Here is a 16,702-nt window from a genome sequence, read left to right as displayed (position 1 = left end):
ACCATTATTTCGTTTTATATAATAATAATGCAGGTGTTTTGTTTTAAAATATCTTTGATTTGATAAATTTAAGCTCGGATATTACGAATAATATAAAGTGGATTTAAATTTAGTCGGATTAGGAGTTATTTTTTGAAGCTTTAAAACGTTTTTTTTAGCCAAGATTTACTATATAAATTCGCAATCGTTTGAGTTAAATATGTTCATAGATCTTTAGATTGCAGAAATTTTTGGATATTGGGTTTGCCGTTACTACTCTGTTTTGGTAATGCTCTAGGATAGTTTATTAATAATAGTATAATGATAAAATATGCCAAATATTTTAAAAAAAAGATAGAAGATATTTCATTTGTTGTGGTTGAAAATAGGTTGTTAATACCTTAATGTATTTTCTCTAACTCTAATTTCAATTGATTTGATTCTTTTTTTAGTATTTCTATTTCAATTAAATAGGAATTTATTTCATTTTTCAATACATCTATTTGCTCCTGTTTTTCATCAGCAGTTCTAAACAATTTGAAACCCGAAACAGTATCTAATTTTGCTTTTGCATTTTCTAAATTTTCATTATTTATCGAAAGTAAATTTTGAATTACAATTAGTCGATTGTTAACCGTTTGTTTTTTTTCATTAAGGACTCTTTCTGTTTCTAATCTTTCTTGTTCGGCAAGGGCAACTTTTTGTTCATTAATTTGTTTTTGTTGGATAACATATTGATTATTTTCGATTTCAGTCTTATGATTTCGTTTTTCTAATAATCGATCTCTTTTCTCTTGATAAGAATTAAAAACAACGGTAGCAATAAGTAAAATAAGGAATGTGAGAACGAAAAAAAAGGTGTTTTTCGATAATCCTAAAATTGTAACTTCTTTAACTTTTTTTACCTTTTTAGGATTTGAAGTTATTTTCGAAAAGGTATCAATAGGCGGTGGTGTTACAATAAAAACACTTTTTAGTTCTTCTATTTCTTCAGCGTATTTCCAGTTTTCTAAACCTTCAAACCAAACAGGAGTTTTTTTTGTAATTCTTTTGATTTTTATTTCTTCTAAATCAAAGGGACCACTATTTTCAGTCCCAATATGTAAATAGTATTTTTTCATAAATTAATACAAAATATATAAATGATTGTGCTTAATACTTAACGGTTTTTTATTCTTGAAATTATGATAAATGATAAATTCTGTTTTGACTTATTACTTCAAAAGACAGAAATTTGTAAACCAACTTTTACTAGGTTTCACAGATTTATAAGCTCAATTTGGGTACAAATTTAATCAAAATAACACGAAATAAAACATACAAATATAGCACTTTTAAAGACGACTATTTTTGAACTTATGAAAGGAACCAAAAGTACAATTTTACTAAATGTTAGTTATAAAATTATAAAACCCTTTCAAATATCAACTATTTTTATGGTCGAAGGACTTAAAAATCTCGGTGAGAGAATAGTTGAAAATGGAAATTGGCAAAGAGCTAAACTATCTTAAATGGTTTATGTTAAAAAACATATTTTGACATGATAATTTTGCCCTCATAAAAACTTTTGATTAAATTCTTGGACAAACCTATAGTTGCATTTATTGTATTATAAATAGATTCGAAATGGGGAGATATGTTTTTTATTTTATAAAAACAGGGTGGTACAGGACAGTGTTCTTTATAATTAATCTCATATTGTAAACTCAAATAAGTCAAAATAATGATATAGAATTTAATAATAATTTTTGTTCTTTATTGAATTTTAACTGCTTTTTTGTTTGTAATAAAAATGATTATTAAAAAATAGAATAGGATATAATATTCTGGTAATTATATGTTTAAGGATAAATATTGTACGAAAAATTAAATTAATAAACACAAAATGAATTTTAATGCCCTGAGCAAAATAGTTATAGCTTTTTTTATGATGTGTGCTACGTTTTCAGTAAATGCTGCTGAAATATGGGTTTCTATCAAAGGTAATGATGGCAATTCAGGAACTAAAGAAAGTCCTTTTGCAACGGTACATATGGCATTAAGAGAAGCTAGAGAGCTACGTCGTTTGAAAGATCCCTCCATTAAAAATGGTATTCATATTATAGTAATGAACGGGACGTATAATTTAAATCAACCTTTATTTGTAAGGCCCGAAGATTCCGGAACTCCTGAAAGTCCTACTACTATCGAAGCCGATGCTAATGCAAAACCAATTTTGAGCGGTGGATTGGATATAAAAAATTGGAAAAAAACTACAACTGCTATAAACGGTCTGAAACAAGGAATTGTGTGGGTAGCTGATGCTCCAAAAATAGCTGATGAAATTATCAATTACCGTCAATTATGGGTGAATGGTATGAAAGCCGTAAGAGCAAAAAGTACAGCAGGAAATCTCATGGACCGCATCCTTTCTTGGGATAAGGAAACAGAAAGCTGTTGGATTCCATATAAAGATAAATCGGTAAAGTTCGAACAAGGCATGGAAATGTTCATCATCCAATGGTGGGCTATTGCCAATTTGCGAATTAAAAATATAGAAGTTAAAAAAGACAGTGCTAGAGTATCATTCGAACAACCAGAAAGCCGCATTCAAAGTGAACATCCTTGGCCAGCACCTTGGATTTCAAAAAATAATGGAAACTCAGCATTTTATTTAAACAACGGAATTTCGATGCTGAATGAAGCAGGGGAATGGTATTTGGATAAAAAAAATGCTAAGATTTATTACATTCCAAGAGTGGGAGAAAATTTGGCTACAGCCAAAGTAACCGTGCCAGTTTTAGAAAATCTAGTAAAAGTAGAAGGAACTTTAGATTCGCCTGTACATCATTTTCAATTCAAAGGCATTTCTTTTGAATATAGTAATTGGCTGCGTCCTTCTCAACAAGGACATGTGCCGTTGCAAGCGGGTATGTATTTGTTGGATGCCTATAAATTGAAAGAGCCGGGCACACCCAATCAAGCCAGTTTAGAAAACCAAGCATGGGTAGGAAGGCCCAGAGCTGCTGTAGAAGTAAATTATGCTAATAATCTAGTATTTGAAGGTTGTCGATTTGAACATATGTCTTCTACAGGTTTGGACCTGAATAAAGGAACGAACCACAACACCGTTCAAGGAAATCTATTTAAAGATATTGGCGGAAACGGAATCAGCCTTGGTGTTTTCTCGGAAGAAGCTTTTGAAGCACATTTGCCTTATAGCGTGAAAGACGAAAGAGTCGTTTGTTCGGATGAATTAATTGCGGATAATTTAATTACTAATGTTGCCAATGAGGATTGGGGATGCCTAGGTATTGCGGCTGGTTTTGTGAAAAATTTGACTATTGAGCACAACGAAATCTCGGATGCGGCTTATAGCGGAATTTCAATGGGTTGGGGTTGGACACACACGGAAAATGTGATGCAAAACAATGCAATTTTGGCGAATAAAATCCATCATTACGCCAAACATTTGCACGATGTAGCAGGAGTTTACACGCTTTCGTCCCAACCAAATAGTAGGATTGAAGAAAACTACATTGACAAAGTGTATTATAGTCCGTATGCACACGATCCGTTTTTATGGTTGTATTTGTATACTGATGAAGGAACCCAGCATTTTACCGTAAAAAATAACTGGATTCCGATTCAGAAAACGCTAAAAAACAACAATGGTCCTGAAGGGAATATTTGGCAAGACAACAATCAGTTTGTAAGTACAAGTATTAAGGATAATGCTGGTATTCGAGCACCGTATGCTAGCTTGAAAAAAGCGGTGGTTATTGATGCGACATGGGGTTTACAAGAAATGCCACAGTCGGTTGCGATAGAATTAGTAGGTAAAGATTTCGATATCCAAAAAATTAAATCAACTATAAAAGGCTTCCGAATTGTTGGCGAAGAACTCTATCAATGGGAAAAGCATTTGGTGATTTATGGTTTGATGAATCAGCCAGAGCGGGTGAAGAGAAAATTGGCTTTGGCATTTCCAGCCTTGGAAATTAAAATCTACGAAAAACCAATTTACAATTTTCAAAATTTCGAGAGATGCAGAGCTTCAAAACCCGCTTCGGAATGGGATAATATTGTGTTGACAGCCAACTTGGTTGAAGATCCTAAAATGCAACAAGAATACCTAGATTATCACACGACTCAATTTGAAAAATGGCCGGAAATCGCTAAAGGTTTCTGTAATGCCGACTTTCAGCAATTGCAAGTTTTTAAAAACGGAAGACAATTAATGTTGATTATCAGTATTCCAAAAGGAGAAAATTTAGATAAATTAAATCCAAAAACTACCGAAAATAATCCACGTGTAGACGATTGGAACGCCTTAATGAAAAAATACCAAACTGGAATCGAAGGAACAAAACCCGGAGAAACTTGGATGTTTTTGAAGAAAATATAGATTTTAGAATGCTGATTAACGATTCTTGATTGCAGATGTAAAAATTCTAAAATCAAGAATCGTTAATCAAATATCATTAATCAAAAAATTAAATAAATAATAATCTAACTAATGTTAAAAATAGCTATTCTAGGTCTTGGAGAAGGACGCAGTACCATGTCGGCCGCTTTAAAAAGTTCCAAATTGGAATTGGTAAAAGTATGTGACAGAAATGAGGACTTGTGCAAACAAAGAGCCCAAGAATTTGATTTTCATTCGTATACCACTAATTATAATGAACTTTTAGAAGATAGCGCAATCGATATCATTGCCATTTATACACCTGATCATTTGCACGCAGAACATGTGAAACAAGCATTATTACACGGAAAACATGTAGTATGTACCAAGCCCTTTATTGATGATCTTTCAGATGCCTCCGCCTTATTGGAGCTCAGTGAAAAGACGGGAAAGAAAGTTTTTATTGGTCAAAGTTCACGTTTTTTTGAACCGGCTAAAAGACAAAGAGCTGATTTTGAAGCAGGATTAATAGGCGATTTAATTACTATTGAATCCCATTATCATGCAGATCACCGTTGGTTTTTAGAAAAAGAGTGGTCGTTAAAACAATCTTTTAAATGGTTGTACGGAGGATTAAGTCATCCAGTGGATTTTATTCGTTGGTATTTGCCCAACATAGAAGAAGTAATGGGCTATGGAATGATTAGCAGTAATGGTTCAGTAGCAGGATTGAAAAACGAAGATACCATGCATTTTATCTTCAAAGCAACTGATGGAAGAATTGCCCGTGTAAGCGGTGTGTATACTTCGCCAACGCAACCAGCGCAACGAGATAGCGGTATGAGTGTGATTTTGAGAGCAACTGAAGGAGCAAGTCAAGCGGATTATCACGAATTGCGTTATGCGGTTACCACCAAAGATGGTGAAGAAAAAGTAGTGACTTGGGGTGATGCTGCATTGAAACATTTTTTCCGTTTTGAAGGGCAGAGCCATCATGCAGGAGAATACCAAAACTATTTAGAATATTTTGCGGATAGTATCGAACAAGGTTTCACTGCTTATCCAGACATGAAAGAAGGTATTGGAACTGTTGCCCTATTGCAAGCAATGGACAGAAGTTTAGCTACTGGAATGCCAGTAAAAATTGCAGCAATAGTAGAAGAGTTTAACCTTTCATCAATAAGTAATTAAAAATGCGTCAAATCAGTAGTTTTTTAGAACCAGTCGATTACATTATTATTGTGGGTTATTTGTTGGTATTGGTAGCATTTGGTTATTATATTTCATTTGTGAAAAATAAAAAATCAGATGAAAACCTGTTTTTAGCGGGGAATACCTTGGGCTGGACCAGTATTGGATTAAATATGTGGGGAACAAATGTTGGACCATCCATGCTGATTGCTTCTGCCAGTGTGGGTTTTACTTCGGGGATTGTTGCGGGTAATTTTGCTTGGTACGCCTTTGTCTTTATTCTGCTTTTGGCGGTAGTTTTTTCGCCAAGATATATGGGAGCCAAAGTGCTCACGCTTCCAGAATTTATGGGAAAGCGTTTTGGTGATTCGACTCGAAATATATTAGCTTGGTATACTTTAATTACGATTTTAATTTCTTGGTTATCCTTGACTTTATTTGCTGGAGGAGTTTTGGTACAACAATTGTTGGATTTGCCGATGTATCTTTCGGTGATAATGATGGTGATTTTATCCGGATTTTTTGCTGCAGCAGGAGGATTGAAAGCCATTGCTTATACCAATGTTTTTCAGATGCTCTTACTAATTGCGGTTTCATTATTATTGGTTGTAATGGGAGTGGAAAAAGCGGGAGGTTTAGAAGCGATTTATGCGCAAACTCCGGGTTCGTATTGGAATTTATTACTTCCGGCTGATGATAAAAATTATCCTTGGATTGCTATAGTATTGGGATATCCGATTATGGGTGTTTGGTTTTGGTGTACGGATCAATCGATGGTACAATCGGTTTTGGGAGCCAAAAATTTAAAAGAAGGACAATTGGGAGCTAACTTTATTGGTTGGTTAAAAATATTGGATGTGCCATTGTTCATCTTGCCAGGAATTGTTTGTTATGTGCTTTTTCCACATTTAAAAAATCCCGACGAAGCTTATATGACAATGGTTACGCAACTTTTTCCAGCAGGATTAAGAGGTTTGATTATTGTAGTTCTGATTGCAGCTTTAATTAGTACGATTGGTTCGGCTTTGAATTCTTTGAGTACGGTTTTTACAATGGATATTTATGTGAAAAAATACAATCCCGAAGCATCACAAAAAACGATTGTAAAAACAGGAAGATTAGTGGTATTCTTCGGTTCTTTATTATCCATTTTCATCACTTTGGGAATTGATAGCATTAAAGGTTTGAACCTTTTTGACATTTTCCAATCGGTTTTAGGATTTATAGCTCCGCCAATGTCTGTGGTATTTTTGTTTGGCGTACTTTGGAATAAAACCACCACCAAAGCGGCTAATTGGACACTTACTTTAGGAACTTTTATCAGTATAGGAATAGGAGTTTTATACTTATGGGTTTTTCCAAATGAAGTTTATCAATGGCCACATTTCTTGCTATTATCCTTTTATATTTTCGTCGGACTTTCGGTAATGGCATATTTGATTACCATTTTTGACAAAGCAGGACAAAAAGATCATCAAACACTTTTGCGAATCAATCCGGAAGCAAAACCAGATAAACAAGTGAAAATATTATGGGTTTTGCTTTGCTTGGTTATGGTCGCTCTTTACCTTATATTTAACGGACATTAAAATAGAATTGAATATGAAAAAAACAATTTTTTCAGTAAAAAATATATGGCTTATTGCTTTTGCAATTGGTTTTTTATTTCAAGGTTTTTCAAGCTTTGCACAAACACAATCAAAGGAAAGTAAAGCCACTTGGATTTGGTATCCGGGAGATTTTGAAGTTTGGTTAAGCAATAAAATCCAAGTAAGACGTACAGAACGGGAAGCTGTATTTCCACCGCTTTGGCAATATTACAGTCCTTATGCCTTGGTAACTTTCCAAACTGAAGTCGATATTCCAGAACTAGACGAGATAAAAATCTACTCAGAAGGCACTTTTCAATTACTTTTAGACGGTGTGCAGGTTTACGGGCAACCAAAATCAATAAAAATTCCTGCCGGGAAACACAAAATTTCATTTAAAGTATATAATCAAGAGGTGTTGCCAGCTATTTATATTGCTGGTAAATATGTTAAATCTGATGCGTCTTGGAAGGTGACCAATGAAGATAAACTTTGGATTGATGAAACTGGAAAAGCACAACAATCAGGCACACCATGGGTACCTGTTGGTTCTTGGAATTTTGATTCACCAGAGAGTAAACCTTCCGGGTTTAAACTAACAACCATACCTTGGAACGCAAAAAAAACAGAAAAAATAGGAGCTGGTCAGTTGGTGGATTTTGGCAAAGAAACGTTTGGTTACATTAAAATTCACGGTTTAAAAGGAAAAGGAAAAGTAGCACTTTATTATGGTGAATCTCGCGAGGAAGCGCTGGATACCGCCAAATGCGAAACATTAGATCATTTATCTTTTGATGGAAACCAACCTGAAACCTACACGCATAATGGATCCAAAGCATTCCGATATGTTCGAGTACAAGCAGATCCAACGGTAAAATATGATTCTATTTCGATGCTTTATGAATATTTACCATTAGACTATCGTGGGGCTTTCAAATCATCGGACCAAGAATTGAATAAAATTTGGGATGTGTCAGCTTACACGATGCAATTAACAACTCGCGAATTTTTTGTAGACGGGATTAAACGCGACCGTTGGGTTTGGTCTGGCGATGCTTATCAAAGTTATTTAATGAATTATTATTTATTCTTTGATTCGGCTTCCGTAGAACGAACGCTGTTGGCGCTGCGTGGAAAAGAACCGGTGACGGCTCACGTTAATATCATAATGGATTATTCGCTGTATTGGTTTGTGGGTGTTTACGATTACTATTTACACACGGGAGATACAAAATTTATCAAAACTTTTTATCCACGAATGAAATCCTTGATGGAATTCTGTTTAGAAAGGAGAAACAAAAACGGATTCTTGGAACCATTAGAAGGCGATTGGGTTTTTATTGATTGGGCAGACGGATTACCAAAAAAGGGAGAGGTTAGTTTTGAGCAAATGCTATTAGCGAGAAGTTTAGAAGCTATGGCAGTTAGTGCTGAAATTGCTGGTGAAAAAGAAGACCAAAAACAGTATCAAAAATTAGCTGCTGATTTAAAAACAAAACTATTCGATGTGTTTTGGGATAAAAAAGAAAACGTGATGAAGCATCAGCGTATAGACGGTAAAATGCAAGATATTGTAACTAGATACGCTAATATGTTCGGTATATTTTTCAATTATTTTAATGAAGAACAGAAACAAAGTATAAAAAAGAAGGTGTTGCTCAATGATAAAATTCTTCAAATCACAACACCCTATATGCGTTTTTATGAGTTGGAAGCCTTGTGTGCTATGGGCGAGCAAAATTATGTTTTGAAAGAAATGAAAGACTATTGGGGAGGAATGTTAAAAGAAGGTGCAACTTCTTTCTGGGAAGAATACAACCCAAATAAAAAAGGAACAGAACATTTAGCGATGTACGGACGCCCTTACGGAAAAAGTCTTTGCCACGCCTGGGGTTCCAGCCCAATTTATTTGCTGGGGAAATATTATTTAGGCGTAAAACCTTTAAAACCAGGTTATTCCGAATACGAAATCAAACCGAATTTAGGCGGTTTGGAATGGATGGAAGGAAAAGTGCCAACTCCAAAAGGAGAAATAAGCGTATATTGTAGCAAGACAGCAATAAAAATAAAAGCCGCCGAAGGCGAAGGAAAATTGATTTTCGAAAGTCAATCAAAACCAAAAACCAACTCGGGAACAATTACGGAATTGTCTAAAAATAAATACCAATTGACGGTTCAACCCAATGTGGAGTACCAAATAAGTTATAAAGTAGTTAAATAATGATTCAAAAAAGTAAACATATTTATTGTCTGTTCCTGATTTTTCTAGGCTTTTCAGTTTTGGCTCAAAATTCCAGTTGGCAAGCCGCTCCTTTTGAAGTTGTAAATCCGAATTACAAAACTTTCAAAACGACTCAATATGCACACGTTTTTTCGGGAAGCAAACACAATATTGTTCGATTGGCTCCCGAATTGCAAGGATTAACAGGAGTTGAACTTCCATTAGAAAGTTTAAAAAACGGAATAAATTTGCCATTAAAACTAAAATTCAAAGAACCAGTTCAAGTGCTTATTGGAATTTTTCAAGAAAAAGATAATGCAACTTACCGCCAATTAAACAATGCCAAATTGCTTCTCGAAAATGGCGTAACCATAACAGGGTTGCCTCCGGTAAATGTGTATGCAGTTTCTTTTTCGAAAGGAACGCATTTCATCAATCCAGAAGGAAAAGGTTTGTTTGTGGTTTTGGGTGTAATCAAAAACAATCAAAAACTCCTTTCCCGTAATGCAGAATTCCCAGATGGAAAATTATGGAATCCTACTTTTATCGTGGAAGGATTCTCGGATGAAAAACCGCTTTTCGAAATTATCGGCGGCGAAAATAAACCCGTAATTGACGAAGGGTTTTCTGGAACAGAAGGAATTCAAGGTGGTTTTGAAGGAGGACGAGTGGTAAAAGTTGGCGATGTTTATCATATGTTTCCAACCGAAAGAGCAGGAGAAGCAGGAATAGAAATGTATTACGACCGTGTAAAAACCAAAATCGGTCACTGGACAAGCAAGGATGCCATTCATTGGAAAAGAGAATCCACGATTTTGCAGGCAAGCGGAACATATGCAATTACCGAAGATGACAATCCGATGAACGATCGTCGTGCTGCGATTTGGTCGTATATGCCTGTTTTCAGTGAAAAAGAAAACAAATGGTACGGCTATTATTTGGCTTACACCGTTCACAAAGAAATTCAACCCAATCATTCTTTTGGAAGAATTTGGCGTTGTGAGTCAACTGTAGAAGGAATTGCAGGAATTGCAGGTCCATATAAAGATACTGGTATAATTATTGAACCGGGATTGGACTCCGAATCTTGGGAAGGGCGTCAAGGCGTGGCTTCTTTTTTTCCGTATAAAGTCGGCGATAAATACCTTGGATTTTACAGCGGAGCCTTTCCATTCCAATCTTGGGCAGATTACCCAAAGAAATCTGGTAAAGGCTGGTTTGTTGGTTTGGCCGAATCGAATAGTTTGGAAGGCCCTTGGTCACGAATAAAAGATGGCAGCAATCCAATCAAGTCGATGCATCCATTTTTTGTGGAAAATCCAATTGTCAGCCAACTTCCAAACGGAATGTACATCGCTGTTTTTGATGGAGGCCCAGACGGTTGGGGACATCATTTGCCCAATATGATGGCGTATTCGTTGTCCAAAGATGGAAAAAATTGGTCTGAAGCACATTATTTGCCAATAGAAACCAAAGTCAATAAATGGTGGGATATTATGCGAACGCCTCTTTGTTTGATTCCAGAAGGGAACGATGTTTACACAATTGTTTATAATGCAATCGATTTGAAAAAAAGATTTCACCCTACAGGAATGGTCAAAGTAAAATTGAACAGAGACGTAATGGAATCTCGATTGAAAGAATTGGAATAAAAAATAGAACACAAATTTAAGCAGATTTTAAATCTTTGTCAAAGTTCAAAACTTTGACAAAGTTGTCAAGAAAAAAGATCCGCGAAGATCAGTTTTATCCGTGTCATCTGCGTCCCATTGAAAATTGAAATAAGGATAAATTCAAAAATTGAAAAATATCAATAAAACTAAAACAAAACGAATGAAAAAATTAAAACTAGTATTTACTTTATCTATTGTTTTAACACAATTGTCTTTTAACTCAGTTCTTAATAATCATTCAGAAATGACCAATCAAAAAGCATCTAATAAAATGGTTGCAGATATTCCTGCAAATTATCATTTACAGGAATTAAATGTTATAAATTATGGAAAAGAAGAATTTAAACAAAACGTAGTTTTTAAATACAATGAAGACAATACAATTAAAGAACGTATTATTAAAAGTGAGTCATTTACAATCATAGAATCGTACGAATACAAAAATGGTTTTATCTCAAAAATTCATTTTGATAATTCCGATCCAAAATTAAGTGCAATTACACTAATAGATTATAAAGGTGATGAAATTTCATCAATTAGAATTTTACGTAAAAGTGTTACAAATTCAGATGTTTATGAGGAGTCACCTTGCATTGCAGAACTTACACATTTTACAAATAAAATAGAAAAAATATCATCTTGTAAAGACGGAAGATTGCCTACTGTAAAGGCTACAATTGTTTTAAATAACAATGGCAATTTTTTATATAAAACTTCTGATAAATCTGTTTTTCCCAATAAAACTTATGATGATAAAATAAACCCAAATAATTTAGTTTACCCAAAATATTTACTTGGATATTATGAAGTTAGTTCAGGAAATGTTTTAACTGAAGGAATAGATATTAATTATGAATATAAATATAATTCTTTTGGACTGCCAATAGAAATGAAAAAAATGAAGGCTAATGTATTAATTGAAAAAACCGAATTCATTTATAAATAGGTTTGTAAATTAACAATTTGAATAGTAAGTCAAAACCACAAAATGAAAAATAGAATACAATATCTCGTTTTTGGAATCGCAACTTTGTTAATCGCCAGTTGCGCCACCAAATTCAAGAAAAGAGAAATCAACGATGCTGTAATGCAGGAGATTTACAACGAAATCAAAACGCCTTATAAATATGGGTTAGTGATGGTGCCAACGGACAACTCCTATAAAATGGATTGCCCTTCTGTATTTCGAAAAGACGGAAAATGGTTTATGACTTACTTGATTTATGGAGGTAGAGGTTACGAAACTTGGTTGGCTGAAAGCGATGATTTATTGCATTGGAAACATTTGGGAAAAGTAATGTCTTTTTCTGAAACCCCCAACGAAAAAGATTTTTCTACCGATGAAATAAAAAAGGGGGTTCTTGATAACCAAAATTTAAATAAAACTTCGAAAAAAAATGAATTACATTGGGATGTCAATCAAAAAGCAGGATATATTTCATTGCAAGATCCAACTTGGGGTGGAAGTTATGAATGGGAAAAGTATGATAATAAATATTGGATGAGTTATTTTGGTGGAGATAGCAAAGGTTATGAAGCCGGAGTGTTGTCAATCGGGATGGCGTATACCAAAGATTCGCCAACCAAAGCGCACGAATTCGAACGTTTAGACAAGCCTGTTTTATCTCCAAAAGATAAAGATGTGCGTTGGTGGGACAACAGTACTATGTATAAAAACACAGTGATTCGAGATAAAGAGAAGTCGACAGGACATGATTTCATTATGTATTACAATGCCCGTGGCGACAGCTTAAATCCAGCTAAAGGAGCAGAGCGCATTGCTATGGCAGTGTCGAACGATATGATACATTGGGAACGTTATGGCAACAAACCTTTAATCAATCATCATAGAGGAATTTCCGGAGATGCCTATATTCAGCGCATTAATGATACTTGGGTAATGTTCTATTTTGGCGCTTTTTGGACAGGTTGGGATCAAGGTGCATTTAACCGTTTTGCAGTATCGAACGATTTAATTCATTGGAACGATTGGAAAGGCGACAATTTAATTGAATCTTCTGAGCCTTATGATAATATGTTTGCTCATAAATCTTTTGTGGTAAAACATGATGGCGTTGTCTATCATTTTTATTGCGCGGTGAATAAAGGAGAGCAAAGAGGAATTGCAGTTGCTACCTCAAAAGATTTAGGAAAAAGCGACATGAATTTTGTAGCACCACCAGAAAAGAAGAAGTAAGTATTAAGGCATAAGTATCAAGTATTAAGTTTTGAAATTGAGTAAAAATAGTATTATGATTAATTTAAGTAAGTTGAATTTTATACAAAAGTGTTTGAAATCTTTAATGTTTTCAAAATCATTCCGTATTCCGGCTTTTATCTTACTACTTACTACTTTTACCTTACTACTTCCCTTAACAGCGCAAGCCCAATTGGTTACGGGCGAACCTGCTGGAATACCAAAAATCCCACAGAAATACACTGATAATCCTTGGGAGAATCCTTTGGTTACGAGTATCAACAGAGAGCCCGCAAGAGCAACTGCTTATTCGTATGCTACAGTTGCTGATGCTTTAGAAGGAAATCGCTCCAAAAGCAGAATTAAAATGTTGAATGGCGAATGGAATTTTAAATTTGCTAAAAACCTTCAAGAAGCGCCTCAAGATTTTTACAAAAGTGAAATGAAAGCTTGGGATAAAATCGAAGTTCCTTCCAATTGGGAAATGAAAGGTTACGGAATGGCCATTTATAAAAGTGCGGTTTATTCCTTTAGACCGGTTAATCCTCCATTTGTTCCCCACGACGATAATCCCGTTGGTTCGTACCAACGCAAATTTTCCGTTCCAGAGAATTGGGATGGAATGACCGTAAGTCTTCATTTTGGTGGAGTCAGTTCGGCTTTCCAAGTTTGGATTAATGGTGATTTTGTGGGTTACGGACAAGACAGTTTCAATTCATCTGAATTTAATATCACACCTTACCTCAAAAAAGGAGATAATATTTTATCCGTTCGAGTAATGCGATATAGTGATGGTTCCTATTTAGAAGACCAAGATCACTGGCGTTTGAGCGGAATTCAGCGCGAAGTGTATATCATGGCGGAACCAAAATTACGTATTGCCGATTTCTTTTACCAAACCAAATTAGACAAAAAATACCAAGATGCGGTCTTTCAATTGCGTCCCCGTTTAGACAATTTAACGGGTGATACCATTAAAAATCAAACTTTTGAAGTACAATTATACGATGCTCAAAATAAACCTCTATTCGAAAAAGCCTTAAGCAGAAAAGCTATTGATATTATTAGTGAAGTTTCGCCAAGATTGGATAAAGTGCGATTTGGATTTTTCCAAGAAACGATTAAAAGCCCATTGAAATGGAGTTCTGAATCTCCAAATTTATACACTTTGGTAATGACCCTAAAAAATCCTGATGGAACTATTAGCGAAGTAAAAAGCTGTAAATTGGGTTTTCGTTCTATCGAATTTTCGAAAGAAAACAGCAAAATGCTCATCAACGGAAAGGAGACTTATGTTTACGGAGTCAATCATCACGGGCATCATCCCATTCGTGGCGAAGCCGTTAATCACCAAGATTTAGAAGATGACGTAAAATTGATGAAGAAATTCAACTTCAATTTTGTTCGAACCAGTCATTTTCCAGATGATCCTTATTTCTATGATTTATGTGATAAATACGGTTTAATGGTCATGGACGAAGCCAATTTAGAAACGCATGGATTGGGTGGTTTTTTAAGCAATGATCCCCAATGGACACACGCTTATTTGGAACGAATGACCCGAATGGTAGAGCGCGATAAAAATCATGCATCAATTGTGATGTGGAGTTTGGGTAACGAATCTGGAAAAGGTCCAAATCACGCTGCAATGGCGGGATGGACGCATGATTACGACATTACACGTCCAATACATTATGAACCAGCACAAGGAAATCCGAGATTAGATGGCTATATCGATCCATTAGATCCTAAATATCCGAGAACGGTTGATCATGCGCATCGATTTGAAAATCCACAAGACGAACCTTATGTTGATATGGTAAGTCGTTTTTATCCGGGCGTTTTTACACCTAAATTTCTAGTAGATCAAAAGACGGATACTAGACCTATTATTTTTGTTGAATATGCCCATTCAATGGGGAATTCTACAGGAAATTTAAAAGAATTATGGGATGAATTCCGTTCCACTCCAAGAGTTATTGGTGGTTGTATTTGGGATTTAAAAGACCAAGGATTGCTTAAAAAAGACACAAAAACAGGCCAAGAATATTTTGGTTATGGAGGTGATTTTGGAGAAAAAAAACACGATGGAAATTTCAATATTAACGGTATTGCTTCCTCAGATGGAAGACCGAAAGCCGCCATGTTTGAAAACAAATGGATTTATCAACCTGCGGCAACTACTATAGAAAGTAATTCTAAATTAAAAATACACAATCGTCAAGCAGCTAATTCTTTGGCAGCTTTTATTCCGGTTTTGAAGTTTTTAGAAAATGGAACAATCATTAAAAAAATTCAATTGAAACCTTTTCAATTACAAGCTGGTGAAACGACTGTTTTTGACATCAAATCCTATTTGCCAAAGATGAAAAAGGATGCTGAGTATTTCGTTACTATTGAATTCCAGCTTTCAAAAGACGAATTTTGGGCTACTAAAGGGTTTGCCGTAGCAACCGATCAATTTTTGTTACAAGCGAAAAATGCGCCAACAGAAATTGCCACAAATTCTAAAGAAAAAATAATTGTTTCTGAAACGGATCGAGAATTTAAAATCAATGGAAAAGCATATACTATCGTAATTGATAAAAAAAATGGTGCTTTGACTTCGTATAAATTCAACAACGAAGAACAAGTTTTTGCTCCTTTGTTGCCCCATTTTACCAGACCCTTAACAGATAATGATCGAAAAGGTTGGAAGCCAAATAAAGTGTTGAAACAATGGTATTCTACTATTCCAAAGTTGGTCGCCGTTAAAAAAGAAGAGGTAAATGGTTCAATTAAAATCAGTAGTGAATATGAAGTTATTAAAGATAGTGCACAGGTAAAAGTGATGTACACGATTCAACCTAGTGGAATTATAGAAGTAAATTATAGTTTAAAAGCTTCAAATAAATTGCCAAACATTCCAAAAATCGGAATGCAAATGGGCATTCAAAAAGATTTTGAACAAATTTCGTGGTACGGAAAAGGAGAATTAGAAAATTACATTGATCGTAGTTTTGGATTTACTGTGGGGCGATATTCATTGCCAATAAATCAATTTGACGAACCGTATGTAAAACCACAAGAGAACGGAAATCGAACCGAAGTACGGTGGATGGCATTAACGAATCCGTCTAAAAACAAAGGTTTGTTGGTGGTTCAAGATGAAAAACCATTGAGCATGAGTGCTTGGCCGTACACTCAAGAAAATTTGGACAAAGCCAAGCATACTATTGATTTAATAAACCCTGGATACATCACCTTGAATATCGATTTGATACAGATGGGAGTGGGAGGAAATGACAGTTGGTCGCCAGTGGCAGCGCCTTTAGAAAAATATCAAATTCCTTCGGGAGATTATAATTATAGTTTTTATCTGATTCCTTTTGCGGAAGCTAAAAATGGATTAGAAACGAATTTGAAAAAGTTTAAAAAATAACAACGCTAACCCTGTCAGAGTTCAAAACTCTGACAGGGTTGAAT

General features: G+C 34.9%; 9 protein-coding genes. 8 read left to right on the top strand and 1 reads right to left on the bottom strand.

All coding sequences use genetic code 11. From position 1 onward, the window contains the following. Nucleotides 1–380 precede the first annotated feature (380 nt). Entirely contained in the window at nucleotides 381–1,100 is a 720-nt protein-coding gene (locus E0F76_RS06875; protein WP_132003339.1) for a GYF domain-containing protein, read from the bottom strand. 764 nt (nucleotides 1,101–1,864) lie between these two features. Between E0F76_RS06875 and E0F76_RS06870 the strand changes: the two genes are divergently transcribed. The 8 genes from E0F76_RS06870 (at nucleotide 1,865) to E0F76_RS06835 (ending at nucleotide 16,658) form a co-directional block, all read left to right on the top strand. Beyond that, nucleotides 1,865–4,366: an L-rhamnose mutarotase gene (locus E0F76_RS06870; protein ID WP_132003337.1), complete on the top strand. Its 2,502-nt coding sequence runs from the start codon at nucleotides 1,865–1,867 to the stop codon at nucleotides 4,364–4,366. Between the two features lie 111 nt (nucleotides 4,367–4,477). After that, nucleotides 4,478–5,557 (top strand): Gfo/Idh/MocA family protein, encoded by a 1,080-nt coding sequence (locus tag E0F76_RS06865; RefSeq protein WP_132003335.1) that lies wholly within the window; start codon nucleotides 4,478–4,480, stop codon nucleotides 5,555–5,557. A gap of 2 nt (nucleotides 5,558–5,559) precedes the next feature. Continuing rightward, nucleotides 5,560–7,146: a sodium:solute symporter family transporter gene (locus E0F76_RS06860; RefSeq protein WP_132003332.1), complete on the top strand. Its 1,587-nt coding sequence runs from the start codon at nucleotides 5,560–5,562 to the stop codon at nucleotides 7,144–7,146. 13 nt (nucleotides 7,147–7,159) lie between these two features. Further along, entirely contained in the window at nucleotides 7,160–9,367 is a 2,208-nt protein-coding gene (locus E0F76_RS06855) for an alpha-L-rhamnosidase-related protein (protein WP_132003329.1), read from the top strand. After that, nucleotides 9,367–11,019 (top strand): glycoside hydrolase family protein, encoded by a 1,653-nt coding sequence (locus tag E0F76_RS06850; protein WP_132003305.1) that lies wholly within the window; start codon nucleotides 9,367–9,369, stop codon nucleotides 11,017–11,019. The genes E0F76_RS06855 and E0F76_RS06850 overlap by 1 nt, the downstream gene beginning before the upstream one ends. A gap of 181 nt (nucleotides 11,020–11,200) precedes the next feature. Next, the gene (locus E0F76_RS06845; RefSeq protein WP_132003302.1) at nucleotides 11,201–11,986 is read left to right on the top strand and encodes a hypothetical protein; all 786 of its coding nucleotides are present in this window, start codon (nucleotides 11,201–11,203) and stop codon (nucleotides 11,984–11,986) included. A 42-nt stretch (nucleotides 11,987–12,028) separates the two neighbouring features. Beyond that, the gene (locus E0F76_RS06840) at nucleotides 12,029–13,237 is read left to right on the top strand and encodes a glycoside hydrolase family protein (RefSeq protein WP_132003299.1); all 1,209 of its coding nucleotides are present in this window, start codon (nucleotides 12,029–12,031) and stop codon (nucleotides 13,235–13,237) included. Between the two features lie 106 nt (nucleotides 13,238–13,343). Beyond that, complete coding sequence (locus tag E0F76_RS06835) at nucleotides 13,344–16,658, top strand: glycoside hydrolase family 2 TIM barrel-domain containing protein (protein WP_132003296.1); 3,315 nt, start codon at nucleotides 13,344–13,346, stop codon at nucleotides 16,656–16,658. Nucleotides 16,659–16,702 lie beyond the last annotated feature (44 nt).

Origin of the sequence: Flavobacterium cellulosilyticum (assembly GCF_004349355.1) — a bacterium.
Taxonomy (GTDB): Bacteria; Bacteroidota; Bacteroidia; order Flavobacteriales; family Flavobacteriaceae; genus Flavobacterium; species Flavobacterium cellulosilyticum.
This window is presented reverse-complemented; position numbering and strand designations above follow the sequence as displayed.